The organism is Geminicoccaceae bacterium (assembly GCA_020638465.1).
Lineage (GTDB): Bacteria > Pseudomonadota > Alphaproteobacteria > Geminicoccales > Geminicoccaceae > JAGREO01.
In genome coordinates this window covers 48,481-67,739 of sequence record JACKIM010000002.1, presented here as the reverse complement: position 1 = coordinate 67,739, position 19,259 = coordinate 48,481, and the positions used below count along the sequence as shown (strand labels likewise).

16 protein-coding genes are annotated in these 19,259 nt (G+C 64.5%); 5 read left to right on the top strand and 11 right to left on the bottom strand.

Annotated elements, in window-relative coordinates; all coding sequences use genetic code 11:
• Position 1: 1 nt before the first annotated feature.
• The gene (locus H6851_10735; protein MCB9944077.1) at positions 2 to 1,375 is read left to right on the top strand and encodes a HAMP domain-containing protein; all 1,374 of its coding nucleotides are present in this window, start codon (positions 2 to 4) and stop codon (positions 1,373 to 1,375) included.
• A 41-nt stretch (positions 1,376 to 1,416) separates the two neighbouring features.
• Here H6851_10735 and H6851_10730 read toward each other — a convergent pair whose 3' ends face one another.
• Positions 1,417 to 2,394, bottom strand: coding sequence for a hypothetical protein (locus tag H6851_10730; GenBank protein ID MCB9944076.1), 978 nt, complete (start codon positions 2,392 to 2,394; stop codon positions 1,417 to 1,419).
• 223 nt (positions 2,395 to 2,617) lie between these two features.
• Here H6851_10730 and H6851_10725 point away from each other — a divergent pair, with 223 nt between their 5' ends.
• Both H6851_10725 and H6851_10720 read left to right on the top strand, forming a co-directional pair.
• Complete coding sequence (locus H6851_10725; protein ID MCB9944075.1) at positions 2,618 to 3,388, top strand: pentapeptide repeat-containing protein; 771 nt, start codon at positions 2,618 to 2,620, stop codon at positions 3,386 to 3,388.
• 292 nt (positions 3,389 to 3,680) lie between these two features.
• Positions 3,681 to 4,304, top strand: coding sequence for a hydrolase (locus H6851_10720; GenBank protein MCB9944074.1), 624 nt, complete (start codon positions 3,681 to 3,683; stop codon positions 4,302 to 4,304).
• Positions 4,305 to 4,367: 63 nt separating this feature from the next.
• Here H6851_10720 and H6851_10715 read toward each other — a convergent pair whose 3' ends face one another.
• The 6 genes from H6851_10715 to H6851_10690 form a co-directional block, all read right to left on the bottom strand.
• On the bottom strand, positions 4,368 to 5,612 hold the full coding sequence (locus H6851_10715; GenBank protein MCB9944073.1) for a histidine--tRNA ligase: 1,245 nt from the start codon (positions 5,610 to 5,612) through the stop codon (positions 4,368 to 4,370).
• A 42-nt stretch (positions 5,613 to 5,654) separates the two neighbouring features.
• Entirely contained in the window at positions 5,655 to 6,887 is a 1,233-nt protein-coding gene (gene ispG / locus H6851_10710) for a flavodoxin-dependent (E)-4-hydroxy-3-methylbut-2-enyl-diphosphate synthase (GenBank protein ID MCB9944072.1), read from the bottom strand.
• Positions 6,888 to 6,985: 98 nt separating this feature from the next.
• A complete protein-coding gene (locus tag H6851_10705) occupies positions 6,986 to 8,254 on the bottom strand; it encodes a helix-turn-helix domain-containing protein (protein MCB9944071.1) in 1,269 nt (422 codons plus the stop codon).
• A gap of 139 nt (positions 8,255 to 8,393) precedes the next feature.
• Positions 8,394 to 10,658, bottom strand: a complete 2,265-nt coding sequence (gene ptsP / locus H6851_10700) for a phosphoenolpyruvate--protein phosphotransferase (protein ID MCB9944070.1) — start codon at positions 10,656 to 10,658, stop codon at positions 8,394 to 8,396.
• Between the two features lie 62 nt (positions 10,659 to 10,720).
• Positions 10,721 to 11,686: a nitronate monooxygenase gene (locus tag H6851_10695; protein MCB9944069.1), complete on the bottom strand. Its 966-nt coding sequence runs from the start codon at positions 11,684 to 11,686 to the stop codon at positions 10,721 to 10,723.
• Positions 11,687 to 11,773: 87 nt separating this feature from the next.
• A complete protein-coding gene (locus H6851_10690) occupies positions 11,774 to 12,997 on the bottom strand; it encodes an aspartate kinase (protein MCB9944068.1) in 1,224 nt (407 codons plus the stop codon).
• An 83-nt stretch (positions 12,998 to 13,080) separates the two neighbouring features.
• Here H6851_10690 and ubiG point away from each other — a divergent pair, with 83 nt between their 5' ends.
• Complete coding sequence (gene ubiG, locus H6851_10685) at positions 13,081 to 13,839, top strand: bifunctional 2-polyprenyl-6-hydroxyphenol methylase/3-demethylubiquinol 3-O-methyltransferase UbiG (protein MCB9944067.1); 759 nt, start codon at positions 13,081 to 13,083, stop codon at positions 13,837 to 13,839.
• A gap of 30 nt (positions 13,840 to 13,869) precedes the next feature.
• Here ubiG and H6851_10680 read toward each other — a convergent pair whose 3' ends face one another.
• Genes H6851_10680 through H6851_10670 form a run of 3 tightly spaced genes read right to left on the bottom strand, consistent with a single transcriptional unit; the run spans position 13,870 to position 15,386 of the window.
• Positions 13,870 to 14,355 (bottom strand): DUF1178 family protein, encoded by a 486-nt coding sequence (locus H6851_10680; protein MCB9944066.1) that lies wholly within the window; start codon positions 14,353 to 14,355, stop codon positions 13,870 to 13,872.
• Positions 14,352 to 14,615 carry a glutaredoxin 3 gene (gene grxC, locus H6851_10675; GenBank protein ID MCB9944065.1) on the bottom strand — a complete coding sequence of 88 codons (264 nt, stop codon included), beginning with the start codon at positions 14,613 to 14,615 and terminating at the stop codon, positions 14,352 to 14,354. The genes H6851_10680 and grxC overlap by 4 nt, the downstream gene beginning before the upstream one ends.
• A 48-nt stretch (positions 14,616 to 14,663) precedes the next feature.
• Positions 14,664 to 15,386 carry a ComF family protein gene (locus H6851_10670; protein MCB9944064.1) on the bottom strand — a complete coding sequence of 241 codons (723 nt, stop codon included), beginning with the start codon at positions 15,384 to 15,386 and terminating at the stop codon, positions 14,664 to 14,666.
• 276 nt (positions 15,387 to 15,662) lie between these two features.
• Here H6851_10670 and H6851_10665 point away from each other — a divergent pair, with 276 nt between their 5' ends.
• A complete protein-coding gene (locus tag H6851_10665; GenBank protein MCB9944063.1) occupies positions 15,663 to 17,234 on the top strand; it encodes an OmpA family protein in 1,572 nt (523 codons plus the stop codon).
• A 132-nt stretch (positions 17,235 to 17,366) separates the two neighbouring features.
• Here H6851_10665 and H6851_10660 read toward each other — a convergent pair whose 3' ends face one another.
• Positions 17,367 to 19,220 carry a gamma-glutamyltransferase family protein gene (locus tag H6851_10660; GenBank protein MCB9944062.1) on the bottom strand — a complete coding sequence of 618 codons (1,854 nt, stop codon included), beginning with the start codon at positions 19,218 to 19,220 and terminating at the stop codon, positions 17,367 to 17,369.
• Positions 19,221 to 19,259 lie beyond the last annotated feature (39 nt).

Here is a 19,259-nt window from a genome sequence, read left to right as displayed (position 1 = left end):
CATGAGACTGCGGCCGTGGCCCACCTCGCTCATGGGACAGATGACCGCCGTGCTGGTGCTGGCCCTGCTCGCCGCCCAGATCGTGGCGGTCATCGTCTTCGCCCAGGACCGCGAGCGCGCGCTCATCCTCGCCAACCGCACCCAGATCCTCGACCGCACGGTGAGTCTCACACGCATCCTCTCGATCACCCCCCCCGACCGGCGCCAGCGCGTGGTGGACGTGTCCCGCTCCCGCGGGTTCAGCGCCAGCATCGACGGGCAAGCCCAGGTGGAGAACGACCGAAAACACCGCGCCAATCCGATCAGCCGCGACATCGCCCGGCGCATCGACGAGCATGTCCCCGGCCCCGTCCTCATCGACCTCGACGACGACGACGGCTTCATCCGCCGCTACCGCGACCACGACGGTCACGACCGCGACCGTCCAGAACCCCTGCGCCTCATCATCTCCATCGGCCTTGGCGACAGCCAGTGGCTCAATCTCGAACACCGCCTGCACCCGTCGCCGATCCTGCATCTCGGCGGGCCGCTGCTCTGGGTGCTGACCACCGCCGCCGCCGTCTGTCTCGCCGGAGCCTTCATGGTCCGCCGCATCACCCGTCCGCTGCGCGCCCTGGCACTGGCCTCCGACCGCTTCGGCCGCGGTGAGGATGTGGACCCCCTGACCGAGACCGGCCCCAGCGAACTGGCCCGGGCATCGTCCGCCTTCAACCGCATGCGCGAGCGTATCCGCCGCTTTGTCGACGACCGCACCGCCATGCTGGCGGCCATCAGCCACGACCTGCGCACCCCCATCACCACGCTCCGCCTGCGCGTCGAGTTCCTCGACGACGGCGAGGACAAGGAGAAGATGCTCCAGACCCTCGCGGAGATGGAGGCCATGACCGAGGCCGCCCTCGCCTTCATGCGCGAGGAGGGCAAGGGCGAACCCATGCGCCCCACCGACTTCGCCTCGCTGGTCGAGAGCCTGTGCGACGACCTCGCCGAGCACGGCGCCGACATCGCCTTCGACGCCGACCGCCGCATCGTCCTCCCCTGCCGCCCGGTGGCCATGCGCCGCGCCCTGCGCAACCTCATCGAGAACGGCGTGCGCTACGGGCATGCCGTCCGCCTCGCCATCGCCGAACATCCGGACCGCATCGAACTCGCCATCGACGATGACGGCCCCGGCATCCCCGAGTCCGACCTCGAACGCGTCTTCGAACCCTTTGTCCGCCTGGAGGAAAGCCGATCGCGGGATACCGGCGGTACCGGCCTGGGCCTCGCCATCGCCCGCTCGATCCTGCGCGCCCATGGTGGCGACGTCCACCTCGCCAACCGCAGGGAGGGTGGCCTGCGGGCCAGCGTCACCCTCCCCCGCGACTCCGCGTCCTGAAACCGCCTGCCCCGTCCCGCCCGTCCCGCCCGTCCTGCCTGTCAGTCCTGCCGGGCGGGACCGCCATTGCACAGGCGGACCAGCCATCGGACCAGCGCCAGCGCCCCGCCGGCCATGGGACCGCGGGGTGGAACAGAGAGTTCCGTCGTCGGTGGGACCGCCGGAGGCGACTGCCCCGACGGCGAAGGAGCGAACGGCGGTCCGCGCGACGACATTGCGCCGACGGGCGCGCATTCGAATCTCTGCGAGGTCCCCGTCGATACCGGCACGGTACCGGTCCGGGTCGCGGCCATGGCGTTCAGGGTCGTTTCGACATCCCGCCGCTCGCCGGCATTCAGCCCGCGCAGACTGGCAGGCCCGCCGTCCGGCGGATCGTCGTCATGGGCAAGATCCTGCATCACCCGCCCGGCAAGATCGCGCAGCAGGAGCCGCCGGCCCCGTGCCATGGCCGATCGCTGGCGGGACGCATGGACCTGCCTTTCGAACTGTCCGGCCGTGGGCGGCCCCTGCATGGCAGGCACCGACGGGCGCGGGGAAACCCTGTCCTTCGCGGCGCTGCCCGGTTCGCGCACCTGCTCGACACGACGAGCCAGCAGGGTTGCCAGACGCTTCGCCGCGTCCTCCACCCTGCCCCGGCCGATGCGCTCGATCCAGAACATCCGTGCAGCCATCGCCCCGCCGGTCTCGCGGGCGAGATCGGCCAGCAGCCGCTGCAGGTGCCAGAGGGTCGAACCGGCAATGACATCGCCGATCGTGCGGCCACGCCCGCTCAGCTGGGTGACGGCTTCCAGCAGCGGGGCCATGGGCCAGATCCGCCGCAGGACCGAAATCTCCTCACCGCTGAACCGCGGCCCCTCGGCCTCCAGCTCGCGCTGCCGGTCGAGGGCAAGCAGCAGGCAGAACCGCAGGATGCGCAACGGATTCATCCGCAGCAGCCGCGCCCGCAACCTGAAAGGACAGGGCTTGCGCTGAACGGGCGTTCCGGCCGGACGCGGGCCTGCGGAAACTGAAAAATCCATGCCGTCATCCTCGTATGGCCTGTCGAAAGATTCAAGGTATTTTTTCCTATTAAGGTTTTTGAGACGATTGCAGACAAACGAAACGGGAAGACCCGCAATGACAGGGGCAGTGACCCGCGCACGAATGCTGCATCAACCCGGGATTTCATGCCCCAAATGAAATCAATCCTTGACGTCCGGGGGTTCATACGTCGTCATTGGCATAACCATTGAGCGAACAATCATGCCCGAAAGCCACCGCACGATGCCGCACGACGACAACGGCCATGTCAGGATCCTGTCGATGGGTCCTTCCGCCTGGAATGACTGGCGAATGACCTGCCCATCGGAGGTTCCCGACCTGCGGGGCATCCGTCTGCGCGGGAAGGACCTCAGGGGAGCCAATCTCGAAGGGGCCGACCTCAGGGGAGCCGATCTTGCGGGAACCATCCTCCTCAAGGTCGATCTCAGGCGTTCCCGCCTCGATCGCGCCAATCTCGAAGGGGCCTTCCTCGAAGGGGCCACCCTCGACGAGTCCAGTCTCCAGGACGCCAATCTTGCCGGTGCCAACCTGAAAAGCGCCAGCCTCCAGAGGTGCAGGCTCGAAAAGGCGAACCTCGTGCGGGCCATGCTCGCCGGGGCCAATCTCACGCGCGCCAATCTCCGCAAGGCCGATCTCAGGGACGCGAACCTCTTCAAGGCCGTTCTCGACGGCGCCAATCTCGACGGTGCGGTCATGGATCGTCACGATTGCGGCGAGAAAAGCGACAGGCAGGCGATGCTCGACCGCAACCATCCCGCCGATCTGTTCCCGGCGCTCGCCGCGGGGTCTCCCGGCCTCGCCGAAGACCAGAGTCCATTCGCCGCCACAGTGCCGGATGACGATGCCATCGGGCAGGGCATCGAAAGGCTCCGCGACGACATGAACCGGCACTTCGCCGCACAGAGGCAGGAGATGGACCGTCTGGTCCAGGCCATCGAACGGCTGAGCAGGCAGGTCGACGACAAGGGCTGAGGCCTGATGCGCGGAGCGTGCACGGCATGTTCCGCCGTGAGTTGTCCATCCATCCGCCCGGCCGAACCCCGGCAAACATGAGGTGTATCGCCGTCCTGTCCGTGCCGACGCCGCGGGGCAAAGTCATTTGCCGCTTGAACGGCATCTCGATCGGTGCCATCTGACGGAACGTTGGGCCAGATTCGGGGAACTATTCCTGCCGCGCCGGTGAATACCCGGGCGTTCGCAAGGCAGTCACGCGATCCGGCCCGCAAGACGAGCATCGAAACGCCGATAGAAGGGGCAAACGTCAATGAAGACGCCGTATGTCCGGCTGGACAAGAACAACGCTGCCGTTCTCATGGTCGACCATCAGGCAGGTCTCCTGTCGATGGTCCGGGACATCGATCCTGACAAGTTCAAGAACAATGTTCTCGCACTGGCTGATCTGGCGAAATATTTCAACCTGCCAACCATCCTCACGACCAGTTTCGAGGACGGGCCGAACGGGCCGATGGTGCCCGAGCTGAAGGAAATGTTTCCCGATGCGCCCTACATCGCGCGGCCAGGCCAGATCAATGCCTGGGACAACGAGGACTTCGTCCGTGCGGTCAAGGCGACGGGCAGGAAGCAGCTGATCGTTGCCGGTGTGGTTACCGAGGTGTGCGTCGCCTTTCCCGCATTGTCGGCCATCGAGGAAGGGTTCGATGTCTTCGTCGTCGCGGATGCCTCCGGCACCTTCAACCCGATGACGCGCGATGCGGCATGGCAGAGAATGATCGCGGCCGGTGCCCAGATCATGACCTGGTTCGGAACGGCCTGCGAGCTGCATCGCGACTGGCGCAACGACATCGACGGACTGGCGCAGCTGTTCTCCAACCACATTCCGGACTACCGGAACCTGATCACCAGCTACAGCACGCTGACCAGGCGCTGAGCCCGCGCCCTGTTCCGTCGCGACGGAACAGGGCTTTCACCTGCGTCACGGCATGGACCGGCGTCAGGAAGCCGCGGTCAGGGCGGCGGCCAGTTGGGAGCGTGACACCTCGCGGTCCTCGCCGGTGTCGAGAAAGCGCAGCTTGACGATGTCCCGGGCCAGTTCGTCATCGCCGATGGTAATCGCAAGGCGGGCGTTGGCACGATCGGCTTTCTTCATGCGCTGGCCGGGCTTGCCCCTGAACGCGAGTTCGACGGCATGTCCTGCCCGGCGCAGTTCGAAGGCGAGCCTCGTTGCTTCGGATTCCGCTGCGGCACCGATGGGAATGATGGCCACGGGGCGGACGGGTTCGGGTGCGCCGTCGAGCAGCATGGCCAGGCGCTCGATGCCGGAGGCCCAGCCCACGCCGGGAGTGTCGGGACCGCCCATCTGCCTCATGAGCCCGTCATAGCGGCCGCCGGCAAGCACGGCACTCTGGGCACCGAGACGATCGGTGGTGAACTCGAAGGTGGTGTGCGTGTAGTAATCGAGGCCGCGCACGAGCTTCGGGTTGAGGGTGAAGCCGATGCCGAGACTGACGAGGCCATCCTGCACGCGCGCGAAGAAGTCGCGGCTGAAATCGTTCATGGCCTCGCCGATGGGCGGGGCATTGGCGATGATGGCCCTGTCGTCATCATCCTTGCTGTCGAGGATGCGCAACGGGTTGCGTTCCAGGCGGATCCGGCTGTCGGCGGATAGGCGGTCCCTGTAGGCCGAGAGATAGTCCACCAGCCGGTCGCGATAGGCCGTACGGCTTTCGGGATCGCCGAGGCTGTTGAGTTCGAGTGCGATGCCGTCGCCGATGCCGAGGGTCTGGAGAATGAGCCAGCCGAGCGCGATCACCTCGATATCGGCCGCGGGCTCGGGGCTGCCGATGGTCTCGACACCGATCTGGTGGAACTGGCGCATGCGGCCCTTCTGCGGCCGCTCGAAGCGGAACATCGGGCCGCTGTAGAACAGCTTGAGCGGCGGACTCTGCATGAGGCCGCCAGAGATCACCGCGCGGACCACGCCGGCCGTGTTCTCCGGGCGCAAGGTCAGCTGGTCGCCGCCACGGTCGGTGAAGGTGTACATCTCCTTGGAGACGACATCGGAGGTATCGCCGAGCGACCGGGCAAAGACGTCGGTAAACTCGAAGATCGGGGTGGCAATCTCCTCGAAGCCGAAACACCGGGCAACGCGCAGGGCGGTCTCACTGACATGGCGATGCCGACGCATGTCCTCGCCCACGAGATCATGGGTTCCACGGACGGTGCGGACATCAGCCATTCGACATTTCCTTGTGGTTTCCGTTGGGCGGGTTCCCGCGGATCAGGTCGCGGGCGTGAAGCGCTGTTCGATATAGGTCTCGACGATCTGCTGGAACTCTTCGGCGATATGATCGCCACGCAGCGTCATCGCCTTCCTGCCGTCGATGAACACCGGTGCCACCGGGCTCTCGCCGGTGCCGGGCAGGCTGATGCCGATATCGGCATGCTTGCTCTCGCCCGGACCGTTGACGATGCAGCCCATGACCGCGACCTTGAGTTCCTCCACCCCGGCATGGCGGCTGCGCCAGATCGGCATGTTGGCTTCCAGATAGCCCTCGATGCGCTGCGCCAGCTCCTGGAAATAGGTACTGGTGGTGCGTCCGCAGCCCGGGCAGGCGGTGACCTGTGGTGTGAAGGACCGCAATCCGAGCGATTGAAGTACATCCTGGCACAGCCGTACCTCGGTGCTACGGGATTCACCCGGGCGGGGCGTCAGCGAGGCGCGGATGGTGTCGCCGATGCCATCCTGCAGCAACAGGCTGAGGGCAGCGGTCGTCGCTGCGATGCCCTTTATCCCCATGCCGGCCTCGGTCAGGCCCAGATGCAGCGCATAGTCGCAGCGGCGCGACAATTCGCGATAGACGGCAACCATATCCTGCACCCGGCTCACCTTGGCCGAAATGATGATGCGATCAGCGGCAAGCCCGATCCTTTCGGCCTGTTCCGCACTTTGCAGGGCCGAGCGCACCAGGGCCTCGCGCAGGACGAACTCCGCCGGCATCGGATCGGGCTTGCCCGCATTCTCGTCCATGAGGCCGGTCGCGAGATCCTGATCGAGACTGCCCCAGTTCACCCCGATGCGTACCGGCCGGTCATGCCTCAACGCGGCTTCCACCATCATCTCGAACTGCCGGTCGCGCTTTTCACCGAATCCGACATTACCCGGATTGATACGCAACTTGGCCAGGGCAATGCCCAGTTCAGGCACCTCGGCAAGCAGGCGATGGCCATTGTAGTGGAAATCGCCGACAACCGGCACATTCACGCCGAGGTCATCAAGGCGCTCGCGGATCAGCGGTACAGCACGGGCCGATTCGATGTTGTTCACCGTAACCCGCACAATCTCCGATCCGGCACGGGCCAACTCGACCACCTGTGCTGTCGTCGCCTCGACATCGGCAGTGTCCGTATTGGTCATCGACTGAACGACCACGGGCGCGCCAGCGCCGATCTGGACGCCGCCAACGCCGACGGCGTGGGTCTTCTTCCGCCGGATCCCGGCCAGAGCTACCATCGTGAATATCTCTCTTCGACGATCGATTCGAAGCGGGTATGGCGCGACACCGCCCTGCGCGCAAGTCCCGTACCGGTCCCCGCGGTCTGCCCCCGCCTTCAACGCAGATTGGCGAGCAGCATCTCCGGCGACAGGGCGACGTCGCGCATCACCGCGCCATGACTGCCGAGCCGGCCCAGGTTGCGGCCGTCGACAACCACTTCGAGACCTCCGGCATTCCCCGTCCAGAGCGCTAGATCATTGCGGTTCGGCAGGGCGAACCGATCACCCGGCTCAAGGGTCCGGGAACGGATGTAGTCGCGCTCGCTGCTCTTGATCTGGATCCAGCTGCTCTCCCTCGCCACGAGCACCACACGGGCATCCGCCAGCGGCTCGCCATAGACCCTCTGCTCGCCATTCCCGGTCCCCGCCTGCAGGCGGCCGAGAAGTGCTGTCGCCGTTTCACGAGAAATTTCAGAAGCGTTGGCGCTGACGGGATCCTGACTCTCCTGAGGAACAGTGTCCGACGCCAGATGTTGCGCCTTGTCAAGGAGGGCCTGGTCAAGAGGCTCGACCTCGACGGTCTCGCCCGCAGGCGACGAAGCCAGCCTCTCCGGCAAGCCAACCTCCACAGCCGGAGCCGGCTGCCGCAGGTTCCCGACATCGATCTGTCGTACGATAACCGGCACGGTCGCCGTGGACTCCGGTGCCTCGATCCTCTCGACCTCCGCCACAACCTCGCCATCCGTTGCCGGCGGTGGCGTCTCTTCCGCCACCTCATCGCTCTTCGGGTCGGCCGCGATGATCTCCGGCTCATCCCGGCCACGATCCACCACCGGATCCTGCTTCGTCGCCGGGGGTAGTGCCGTGCCGCTGGCCGTCCGGACCTGCGCTGGTGGCGGCAGCGGCTGAACGATATCCCGGTCGCTATCGATCACCGAGGACAGATAGGCTCCGATCTGGCCGGGCAGGCTTGCAATTCGGGAAAGGGTATCGCTATGGCCGCCCGTCACGACCTTCCATGCCCCCAGGGCGGCGACGAGCAGGATGATACAGGCTGTCACCAGCGACCATGCGGGCCGACGGCTCTCCACCGGCCGGCGAGGCGCCTGGATCCTGGCGGGTGGCACACCCTCGAGCAACCCCTTGACCTCGGCGACCACGGCATGACCGTCGAAGCCGAGATAGTCGGCATAGCTACGCATGAAGCCGAAGGCGTAGGGGCGACCCGGCATCGCATCAAGATCACCTTCTTCCAGTGCGAACAGGTAGGAAGGGCGAATCCGCAGGAAATCGGCGATATCATAGAGGTCCTCGCCACGCTCCTGTCGCGTGGTTCGCAAATACTGGCCGATAGCCTTGATTCGCGGCATTGCCTCATCGCGCATCGGTGATAACCTATCGAGTAGTTGAAAGTCTTCAGTTCATCCGCGCACGGTCAGTCTGCACGGTCTCGCAAGCTGTATTCATAGCAAACGGAAAAGGCCCCGCCAAACCGTTTGCATTCATGAACAGCCGGGTATCCCTTCATCGCAGCGAAGGGTTAAGGTTAACGGCATGGTCACGTGCATAGGCTCCAAGGCTGTTGCGCAAGCTGTGGTCCGGCAAATCCAGCTGCCTTAACAGGTAGGTCGCAAGACTGCCCGCGTCCAGACTTCGGACCATCGCCTTGACCGGTCCGATCTGTGCCGCAGCCAGGGAAAGGTGGCGCACGCCGAGGCCGACCAATGCCATGGCCTCGATCGGCCGGCTGGCCATTTCGCCGCAGACACTCAGCCGCACGCCTGCCTCGCGACATCGGATCACCAATGCACGCAGAAAGCTCAGGGCCGGAGGCGAAAGGACGTCATAACGGTCGCTCAGCGAGGGAGAGCCACGGTCACAGGCAAACAGGAACTGGATGAGGTCGTTGCTCCCCACAGAGATAAAATCGACCTTCGGCAATAGTGCCGGCAACTGCCAGTAGAGAGCCGGTACCTCCATCATGGCCCCGACCCTGAGCGTCGCCGGTGGAGGCGTCCCTCGTTGTCGGGCGCGTTCCATCTCGAGATCGAGCAACTGCCTCGCACGCACGAATTCCGACACCTCGGCTACCATCGGAAACATCAGTTGCAGTTCCCGACCGGCACCCGCCTCCAGCATGGCGCGAAGCTGGGCCCGCAGGATTGATGGCCGGTCAAGCAACATGCGCAGGGCCCGCCAGCCCATCGCTGGATTTTCTTCCTCTGGCATCCGCCAGTAGGGAATCTGCTTGTCGCTGCCGACATCGAGCGTGCGGAACACGACGGGCCTGTTGCCGGCCTGATCGAGCACAGACGAGTAGTAGCCGGACTGGACCTCCGGGTTGGGGAAGTCGGGACGCGCCATGAAAGCCAGTTCGGTGCGGAAGAGTCCCACACCTTCCGCACCGGACACCTCCAGCTCGGGCAGATCGACAAGAAAGGCCGCATTGATCGACAGGCTGACGCGGATTCCATCCCGGGTCACGGACGGCTCGCCGCGCAGCGCATCATACGCCCGGCGTCGTTCCCTGCGCATCCTGACCGAGCGACGGAACGCCTCGACCACGTCCTCGGCGGGGCGAACCAGAGCAGCCCCATGGTCACCGTCAAGGGCCACCTGATCGCCACTGTCGATGAGCGTCATCGCCCGCTCGACCCTGCCTACCATCGGTACGTCAAAGGCACGTGCCACCACGGTGACATGCGCCGTGCTGGACCCCTCTTCGAGGACAATGCCCCGGATCTTGCCACGGTCGTACTCGATCACATCCGCAGCCGAGAGATTGCGGGCGACAATGATCGAGTTGGCCGGCATGGCGCGGGCCTCTTTCGCAGGATCGCGGCCCACCAGCTGCATCAGCAACCGGTTTGCAAGATCATCCATGTCGAGCAACCGCTCGCGAATGTAGGGGTCGCTGGCATGCCCCAGCCGCAGCTGGGTGTCTTCCTGGACCCGGCGCACCGCCGCCTCGGCCGTGACGCCGGTGTGAATTGCTTCGTTGATCCGCCGCAGCCAACCACTGTCGTGCGCGAACATGCGATAGGTTTCGAGGATCTCGCGATGCTCGCCACTGCCCAGATCGCTGCGTTCGAGCATCTCGTCAACCGACCGGCGCAATCCGTCGATGGCTTCGCCAAGCCGTGCGACTTCCCTCTCCGGGTCATCGGCGATGAAGGTCCGCACCTCGATGCGCGGCGCGTGCAGCCACGCATGGCCGATGGCGATGCCATCGACGAGGCGCAATCCTTCGAGGCGCAGAGGCTCCCGGCCGACCCCCTCGACGTCGGTATAGCGCGAACGATCGACAATTCCCCCAGACGAGAACATCTCGGCAAGGATGGAAGCGATGACCTGCAAGGCATCGACATCGTCATCGTCATAGACCTTGCGGGCGGAATTCTGCACCACCACGACACCGGCAACCTTGCCGCCGCGGATGATCGGCACGCCCAGGAACGAATGATAGATTTCCTCGCCCGTTTCCGGACGAAAGGCGAAGTTCGGATGGGAGGACACATCATCGGTATTGATGATGTCGCCATGGGCAGCAATCGTGCCGACGAGACCTTCCCCGACGGCAAGGCGAGTCTGATGTACCGCTTCCGCGGCCAACCCCTCGGTGGCAAACAGTTCGAGGACGTCTCCGGCCCGCAGCGCGTAGACAGAACAGACCTCGGCCACAAGGTTGGAAGCAATCAGCTGGACAATACGATCCAGCCGTTCCTGGGGCCCGATCGGCTGCGCGACAACCTCAATGAGCCGTTTGAGAACCCGGCGTGCGTTGGACATTTCCACCCCGCGCCGCGGCTCGGCCGCAGCATCATTTTCGCCCCGACCTCTAGGGCGATAGCTCAAAAGTCGCCTTCCGCGCGATAGTCTCTCTGTATCCGCTCCAAGGCAACCTCCGCCTGACCGACAACTTCCCCCAGAATGTCGGCCACCGGCTTGATTTCCCTGACGAAGCCGACACTCTGGCCGGCCATCAAGGAGCCATTCTCCACGTCGCCGTCAACAGCTGCCCGACGCAACGCACCGGCCCAGAAATGCTCGATGGTCAAGGACGCTTCCTCCTGACTGATCTCCCCCCTGCGGAAACGATCGATCACTTCGCGCTGGGTCAACGCAAACCGTCCGGTCGCCGCATTCGCGAGAGCGCGCACCGGAATGACCTTGAATTCCGGATCAACCTGCACCGATGTTACCGCATCTCGCGCCGATGCGCGAATGAAGGCCTTCTTGAACGAATCATGGGCCACGGATTCGCTGGCGCAGACAAAACGCGTACCCATCTGCACCGCGGCAGCACCCATGGCCGCATAGGCTGCCACCCCCTCGCCATGGCCGATGCCACCGGCAACGATGACCGGCACCTCATCGAGAGATGGCAGGATCTCCTGCGCCAGTACCGATGTCGAGACCGACCCTACATGTCCGCCAGCCTCCATGCCCTCGATGACCAGCGCATCGATACCCGTGCGGACCAACCGCTTCGCGATGGTCAGGTTGGGCGCAAAGGCGATACACTTTCGGCCGGCATCGCGAATGCGCGCCGGCACGCCACGCGGAGGCAGGCCACCGGCCAGGACCACGTGTCCGACTTCCATTTCGAGGCAGACCTCGACAAGGGCATCGAGATCGGGATGCATGACGATCAGGTTGACACCGAATGGCCGTGTCGTCAGCGCCTTGGTTGCCTCGATCTCGGTGCGCAACAGTTCCGGAGTCATCGCCCCGCATGCAAGGACGCCAAAGCCGCCGGCATTGGATATGGCCGCCACCAGATTGCGCTCGGACACCCATGTCATCGCCCCGCACATGATGGCGACATCACAGCCCAGAAGTTCGAGGCCACGTTCGGTCAACGCCCGCAGGCGGGGATGAGAAGGAATGTTCACAAATGCTCCTCAGGCCGCGTCGAGGCCGTAGGCCGTGTGCAGCGCGCGCAGGGCCAGTTCGGTATAGTCTTCGGAAACGAGCACACTCACCTTGATTTCCGAGGTGGCAATCGCATGGATATTGATGCCCTTGCTCGACAGGGTCTCAAACATGGTGTGGGCCACGCCCGCATGGCTGCGCATACCGACGCCGATCACCGAGATCTTGGCCACGGTCCGGTCGCCGACGACCCTGTCGAAACCGATGTCTTCCTTGTGCGCATCGAGCACTTTCTCCGCACGTGGAAGATCCGCGCGGCTGACCGTGAAGGTGAGTGCCGCGGACACGCCGTCACGCGAGGCACTCTGGACGATCATGTCGACATTGATGCCGTTGGTCGACAACGGACCGAAGATGGCCGCCGCCACGCCCGGGCGGTCCTTGACGCCCACGACGGTGATGCGGGCCTCATCGCGACTGTAGGCGATACCGGTGACGATTTTCTGTTCCATGATCTCGTCCTCGCTCACCACGAGCGTTCCAGGAATGTCGTCGAAGCTGGAGAGCACCTGCACCCGCACACCATGCTGCATGGCCACGGCCACGGACCGCGTCTGCAGGACCTTGGCACCCAGCGATGCCATCTCCAGCATTTCCTCGTAAGTGATCTTGCCGATCTTGCGTGCCTTGGCAACGATGCGTGGATCGGTGGTATAGACGCCATCGACATCGGTGAAGATGTCGCAGCGCTCGGCGTCAAGGGCGGCAGCCAGCGCCACAGCCGAGGTATCGGACCCGCCACGCCCCAGCGTCGTCACCCTGCCCTCGGGCGAAATGCCCTGGAAACCGGCGACGATGGCCACCTGGCCGCTGTCCATGGCCGCCCTCACCCGGGTGGCGAGAATCTCGCGGATGCGCGCCTTGCCATGGGTGCCGTCGGTATGAATTTCGGCCTGCCAGCCGGTGAACGAGCGCGCAGGCACCCCGATCGTCTGCAGGGCGATGGCCAGAAGGCCGATGGTCACCTGCTCGCCGGTGGACACGACCATGTCGTGTTCGGCCGGGTCATAACCCGCCGGATCGAGCTGGGTAACCCAGTCGACCAGCTGGTTGGTGCTGCCTGCCATGGCCGAGAGCACGACACAAAGACGCTCACCCTTTTCATGGTGACGCTTGACGCGCTCGGCAACTGCGCGAATACGACCGATATCGGCAACGGATGTACCGCCGTACTTTTGAACGATGATCGACACGGATTTGGGCCCGAACGGATAAATGGCGCCGCTTGCCGCAGGACAATGCCGCGGACGCCACCTTCTAGTCGCAAAGGATGGGAATGAGCAAGTCACCGCCTGACACGACATTGGATCGTGATGAAATCGAGCGCTTCGATGCGCTTGCCGAGGACTTCTGGGACATCGACGGTCCCATGCGCCCGCTGCACAAGATGAACCCGGCGCGCCTGGCATACATCCGCGACCGGCTGACGGAACTTCACGCCGGGAAGACCGCCGGCACCGGCAGCCTGCGGCCGCTGGATGGCCTGCGCATGCTCGATGTCGGCTGCGGTCCGGGAATGGTCAGCGAACCGCTGGCACGGATGGGCGCCGACATCACCGGGCTCGATCCGAGCGAGCGCAACATCGAGGTCGCCCGCCTTCATGCACGGACCATGGAACTCGACATTCGCTATGTCGCCGGAGATACGGCCAGCCTGTTGCGGTCCGGTGAGCCCCCGTTTACCGCGATCACCTGCCTTGAAGTGATCGAGCACAGTGCCGACCCGGAAATGCTGATGGCCGATCTTGCCGAACTGCTGGCACCAGGCGGAACCCTGATCCTCTCGACACTGAACCGTACGGCGGCGTCATTCATCAAGGCCATCGTGGCGGCCGAATACCTGCTGGGCTGGCTGCCACGCGGCACCCACAGCTGGAAGCGCTTCGCCACGCCGTCGGAGACCGCGCGCCTGATGCGGCATTCCGGCCTTCGGACGGTTGACATCCAGGGGTTCGACTACAACCCGCTGAAGGACAGCTTCGAACTGTCGCACAGACGCGACACGAACTACATCATGACCGCCGTAAAGGACTGAACGCCCTTCCTCGCCAATCGGGGAAAGAACTCAGCTGTCGAGCTTGGGGAGCGAGGGAAGCGGCACGACGACGATCCCCTCCTCGTTCAGGGCAGTCGCGTCCTCGATGGTCGCCTGGCCATAGATATCGCGTCTCTCGGCTTCGCCGGCGTGAATGGCACGGGCTTCCCTGACAAAGCGGTCGCCCACATTCTCGAAGTTCTTTTCGACATGGTCGTGTATCTTGCGCATCAGCTGGAGCAGCTGTCCGACATGCCGGGGATCGACCTTTGCGGCCTGCGGCTCCGAAGCCGCCGGTGGCTTGCCTTGCGGCTCTTCCCGCCTGGTTCCGTCCCCGTCGCGGCGCGTGACACCGCGCGCGATCGCCGGCGCCATCACGCCCTTGGAAACCTGATTGCTGCTGCATACGGGACATTCGAGCACGCCCTGCGCCGCCTGGTCCTCGAAAGCCTTCCCCGAGCGGAACCACCCCTCGAAACCATGCCCGTTGCCACATACGAGATTGAAACTGATCATGAGTCGTTCGCCAGCATGGGATCAAGCCTGCCATCGTGATCGAGGGCATGCAGGTCATCGCAGCCACCGATCCCGACATCGTCGATGAAGATCTGCGGCACGGTATGCCGCCCCCCGGCGCGTTCCAGCATCTCGCCGCGCCGTCCCGGCGACTGCCACAGGTCGATCTCGCTGAAGGCCACCCCCTTCCTGGACAACAGCCTCTTGGCACTGATGCAGTAGGGACAAAGCGGCGTCGTATAGATTTCGACCTTGGCCATCACATCACGCCACGAAAGGTGTATGAACACGAACCCGTCATGGGCCTATCATATAGGCGCACTTTCTTCGCGCGCCACCCTTGCGAGTGTCAGAACATCCACACTTCGGGCGCCGGCGCGTCTCAGTACCGCCGCACAGGCATTGACGGTCGATCCCGTGGTCAGCACATCGTCGACCAGGATCACTCCATGCCCGTCAATCCTCGCTGCCCCCGAAGCGGTCATGGCGAACGCCGCGGGCGTGATGTTCACCCGGCGCTCGCTCGCGCCCAGTCCCTGTTGCGAGACCGTTGCCTGACGGCGTTCGAGCGCTTGCGGCAGATAGGGCACACCCGTGATGCGGCCGACATGACCGGCAAGCAGGGCGGCCTGATTGAACCCTCTCGACCACAATCGCCACCGATGCGCGGGAACCGGCACCAGAAGGCTGGTATCGTCGATCAACGGACCCGCCACCGACGCCATCCACCGCGCAAGCGTCCTCGCGCCCTCGATATGCCCCCCGTGCTTCAACCTCAGGACCAGCCGCCGCCCCACCCCTTCATACAGGAGGGGCGCACGCGCCCGGTCATAGAGTGGCGGCTCATCCATGCAGTCGCCACACAATCGCTCGTGCGGTAAGATCCCGCCGAACGGACGACCGCAGATGCGGCAGACATCGCCCTTGATGAACCGCAGCGCATTCCAGCAGACCTCGCAGAGTTCGCCCTGAATGTCGATGATACGGCTGCACGCGAGACATCGGGCCGGAATGACGGCATTGACCATCATCGTTACGACAGATCGTATCACATGCCGCTGGTGGTTCATCCGACAAACTACAAATTTCAACCGAAAAGTGGATTGACATTTATACTATTTCGACCACACCGTTTGCAAGTTTTTGGACAGTCCCCTTGGCGTCCTGCTCGATCGAGGCCGGAATACCGGGGCTCCGGTCGTCGGCAGGCTGGCGAAATCAAGTTGGATAAATTCGCCTTTTCGGGTAAATCTTTGACACACCGTTTCGCAAGGCATCGCAGGCTCGTGAAAACCGGAAGAACAATCATGGCGCACTCCTTCAGCTCGTTCAAAGCCTGCTCATGGCCGTTGGTAGCGGCAGTGCTCATGGCGGCCACCCAGATGCCATCCCTGGCCGAGGCGCAGACGGTTGCCGGCGGCAAGAACTCGAAGACCGTGATTCTTCCCACCGATACCGAGCATAATCCGGACGATCCGGTCACCAAGGGTCCGCCGCCAGCCGGGCCGGCGGCCATCGACGACTCCAGGCAGCTGCCGACCGGCGCTCCCGAAATCGCCGACCGCATGCCGACCTCGACGGAGGATTTCGACAATCTGCTGAAAGTGCTGCGTTCCCGCATCGCCGCTCTGGAAAACCAGCAGCAGCGCAGTGAATTGCCTGTGGGACAACTCGCCCGCAATCTCGAAGAGGCCCGGCGCGACGTCGAACGCATGGCCGAGCTGTTGTTGCGCAAGGAAATCACCGAAGTGCGCCAGCGCTCGGAAGTCCTCCTGTCCCAGCGGCGGGTCGAAAGCCTGACGGCACAGCTGGACGGTACCCAGGGCGAACTCGAGTCGCTGCGTGGCGAGCGCGACCGGCTGGACAGTCTGGTCGCGGAAAGCACGTCGCGGGTCGAGGAACTCGCGGGCCAGTTGCTCAGTCTCGACGAGGAGCGCAACAAGCTCACAAGCATGCTCAACGGCAGCCGCGAAGAAGCCAGGCAAGCCCGGGAGCAACTGGAAAAGGCGGATCAAAGGGTCGCCGACATCAACGTCGAGATGCGCGATCTCATTGCCCGCAACGAGAAGGAGGAGAAACGGTACCAGCAGCGCGTGGCCGAGGCCCAGGCCAGCATGACCCTGCTCGAACAACGCCTGCAGGATGACCGGACCCGCTTCGAGGATGAGCTGCGGCAACGCGAGCAGCAGGTCGCGATGATGCAGAACCAGCAGAAGAACGTCCGTGCGGTGCTCGAACAGGCGCTCGAGGAGATCAAGCAGGTCACCATCGAGCAGTCGGCATCAGACTACGAGAAGGAGATGATCCGGGCGGCCGATGCCAGCGATCACGCCCGCCGCGAACTGCTGGGCAATCTCGGCTTCAGGCGCGACCACAATGGTGCCCTGCAGATGCCGGACATCGACGTTGCGGGACTGGCTACCCGCGAGGAAGATATCGAACCGGCCGCGGGTGCCGATCCAGCCTGCCCGAACATGAGCAAACCGGTCAAGAGGACCTATCTCGCAGGTCAGGATGCCGAGGAATGGAAACATTACCTGATCGGCACCCTTCGCTTCGGCGAGGCCCGGACCAGGATCGACCAGGCCCAGCTCTCCTCCATCGCCGACTGCATGGCCAGCCTCGGCCGCTCGCCCGGCTATTACTTCAAGATCGTCGGCCATACCGATTCGCTGGGTGCGGCACCCTACAACGAGGAACTGTCACTCGAACGTGCACAAGTGGCCCGCGACCTGTTTCTCCAGAAGGTGGCCATCCAGCCCTGGAGACTGTTCGCTCAGGGCCGCGGCGAGAAGTTCCCGCTCGCAAGCAACGGCGACAACCAGGGACGGGCGATGAACCGTCGCGTGGAGATATTCGCCGTCAAGGCACCCAACTGATCCCGCCCGTCCCCGAAATCCTACCGATCACCTGAAAAACGCCCAGGTCGTCATCTCTCCTCAGGTATTTTCCAATCGTTCAGGGACTTTCCCCTGAACGATTGGATTTCTTGCCCACCCCGCGAGAAGCCCTCAGCGACCCACGGCGTAGGCCTGCATGAGCCTCGGAGTCGCCGCCGCGCGCAGCAGGCCATTGGTCTCGCGCAGGGCCGCCGTCAGCCGTCCCACCGCCCATGCATCCGAGACCTCGATGTCGTGCCCCCTGCGGCGCAGTTCGCCGATGACCTCGTCGCCTGCCGACGGCTCGATCATCAGATGTCCCGGACGGGCCGCGCGCGGATAGAACGACGACTGGAAATGCGCCGTGTGGAAGAGCGGCGTGTCGATCGCCTCCTGCAGGTTCATCCTGGAATGCACCAGCCGCAGGAACAGGATGAGCTGCCACTGGTCCTGCTGATCGCCTCCCGGCGTGCCGAAGCACAGGCAGGGGCGCCCCTCGAAGGCCGCCAGCGACGGCGTGAGCGTCGTGCGCGGGCGGCGCCCGGGCGCGAGCGAGGTCGGCAGGCCCTCCTCCATCCAGAACATCTGCCCGCGGGTGTTGAGTGGCATGCCGAGACCGGGAACCACCGGAGACGATTGCAGCCAGCCACCCGAAGGTGTTGCCGAGATCATGTTCCCGTGTCGATCGATAACATCGATATGCACCGTATCGCCCCGGCGTTCGGAGAGATGGGCCATGGTCGGCTCTCCGGCACCCGCACCGACGCCCCCTTCCACGGCCGCGGAGGCGCGGCGGACGGCCGCCTGCGCCCAGGCTTCAAGTCCGGGGATGTGGCCCGGACGCTGCTCCAGCGATGCCCGCTCGCCCAGCAGTGCCCGCCGCCCGGCGGCATGTTCCCGCGACAACAGGCGTTCCACGGGAATGTCGCTGTGCAACGGATCGCCGTAATAGGCCTCGCGATCGGCCATGGCGAGCTTGATGGTCTCGACCACCCTGTGGACAAACTCCGGACCGAGAAGGTCAATCTCGCCGATATCCGTTCCATCGAGGATGTTCAACGCCTGCAACAGGGCAGGTCCCTGTCCCCATGGACCGGTCTTGTACACCGTCCAGCCATGGTAATCGGTGGAAAGCGGCTCCTCGTAGGCGGCCTCCCAACGGGCCATGTCATCGCCGGTCAGGACCCCCTTGCGCCGCCCGCCCTCGGCATCCATCACCTCGGCATCGCGCATCCAGGCATCGATCGCCTCGGCGACAAAGCCCCGATAGAAGGACTTTCTCGCAGCCTCGTATTGTGCCTCATGGCCAACATGCACCTCGGCCTCGGCAAGCAGCCTCTCCCAGGTCGATGCGAGCTCCGGATTGACGAACAGTTCATCGGCCTGCGGCGCCCGTCCGCCCGGACACCATGTGGCCGCGGAGGTCGGCCATTCCGTTTCGAAGAACTCCTTCATGTCGGCAATGGTCGTCGCCACGCGTGCGAGCATCGGATGGCCATGCCGCGCGTAATGGATTGCAGGTTCGAGAATGGCGCGCAGCGGCAGACTTCCATGGTCGCGCAACAACTGCATCCATGCATCGAAGGCGCCGGGCACGACGGTCGCGAGCAGGCCCGACCCCGGCACCCGCGTCAACCCGACGCTGCGGAAATGCCCGATGGTCGCCTTCGCCGGCGCCACTCCCTGCCCGCACAGCACCTGCGGCCGGTCCGAGCCCGCCTTGCAGAAGATGATCGGCACCTCGCCCAGCGGACCGTTCAGGTGCGGCTCGACCACATGCAGGGCAAATGCCGTGGCGGCGGCCGCATCGAAGGCGTTGCCGCCGCGTTCGAGCATGCGCATGCCCACCGATGACGCCAGCCAGTGGGTCGATGTGACCACACCGAAGGTCCCGCGGATTTCGGGCCTGGTCGTGAAGCTCAAGGGTCGTTCCTCCCCGCAATGGATCCGGCCCGGCGCCTCGCCGGTCCCGGGCAACGGCCGCATGCTCACAACAAGCCCGGCAAAAACGCAAGACAACAACGC

Coding starts and splice junctions, on each gene's coding strand:
- H6851_10715 (MCB9944073.1), bottom strand. CDS start 5,612: ATGGCTGATGTCCGCACCGTCCGTGGAACCCATGATCTCGTGGGCGAG.
- H6851_10695 (MCB9944069.1), bottom strand. CDS start 11,686: ATGTGCGGGGCGATGACATGGGTGTCCGAGCGCAATCTGGTGGCGGCC.
- H6851_10705 (MCB9944071.1), bottom strand. CDS start 8,254: ATGCGCGATGAGGCAATGCCGCGAATCAAGGCTATCGGCCAGTATTTG.
- H6851_10735 (MCB9944077.1), top strand. CDS start 2: ATGAGACTGCGGCCGTGGCCCACCTCGCTCATGGGACAGATGACCGCC.
- H6851_10725 (MCB9944075.1), top strand. CDS start 2,618: ATGCCCGAAAGCCACCGCACGATGCCGCACGACGACAACGGCCATGTC.
- H6851_10680 (MCB9944066.1), bottom strand. CDS start 14,355: ATGATCAGTTTCAATCTCGTATGTGGCAACGGGCATGGTTTCGAGGGG.
- H6851_10720 (MCB9944074.1), top strand. CDS start 3,681: ATGAAGACGCCGTATGTCCGGCTGGACAAGAACAACGCTGCCGTTCTC.
- ptsP (MCB9944070.1), bottom strand. CDS start 10,658: ATGTCCAACGCACGCCGGGTTCTCAAACGGCTCATTGAGGTTGTCGCG.
- H6851_10660 (MCB9944062.1), bottom strand. CDS start 19,220: ATGCGGCCGTTGCCCGGGACCGGCGAGGCGCCGGGCCGGATCCATTGC.
- ispG (MCB9944072.1), bottom strand. CDS start 6,887: ATGGTAGCTCTGGCCGGGATCCGGCGGAAGAAGACCCACGCCGTCGGC.
- H6851_10670 (MCB9944064.1), bottom strand. CDS start 15,386: ATGATGGTCAATGCCGTCATTCCGGCCCGATGTCTCGCGTGCAGCCGT.
- ubiG (MCB9944067.1), top strand. CDS start 13,081: ATGAGCAAGTCACCGCCTGACACGACATTGGATCGTGATGAAATCGAG.
- grxC (MCB9944065.1), bottom strand. CDS start 14,615: ATGGCCAAGGTCGAAATCTATACGACGCCGCTTTGTCCCTACTGCATC.
- H6851_10730 (MCB9944076.1), bottom strand. CDS start 2,394: ATGGATTTTTCAGTTTCCGCAGGCCCGCGTCCGGCCGGAACGCCCGTT.
- H6851_10665 (MCB9944063.1), top strand. CDS start 15,663: ATGGCGCACTCCTTCAGCTCGTTCAAAGCCTGCTCATGGCCGTTGGTA.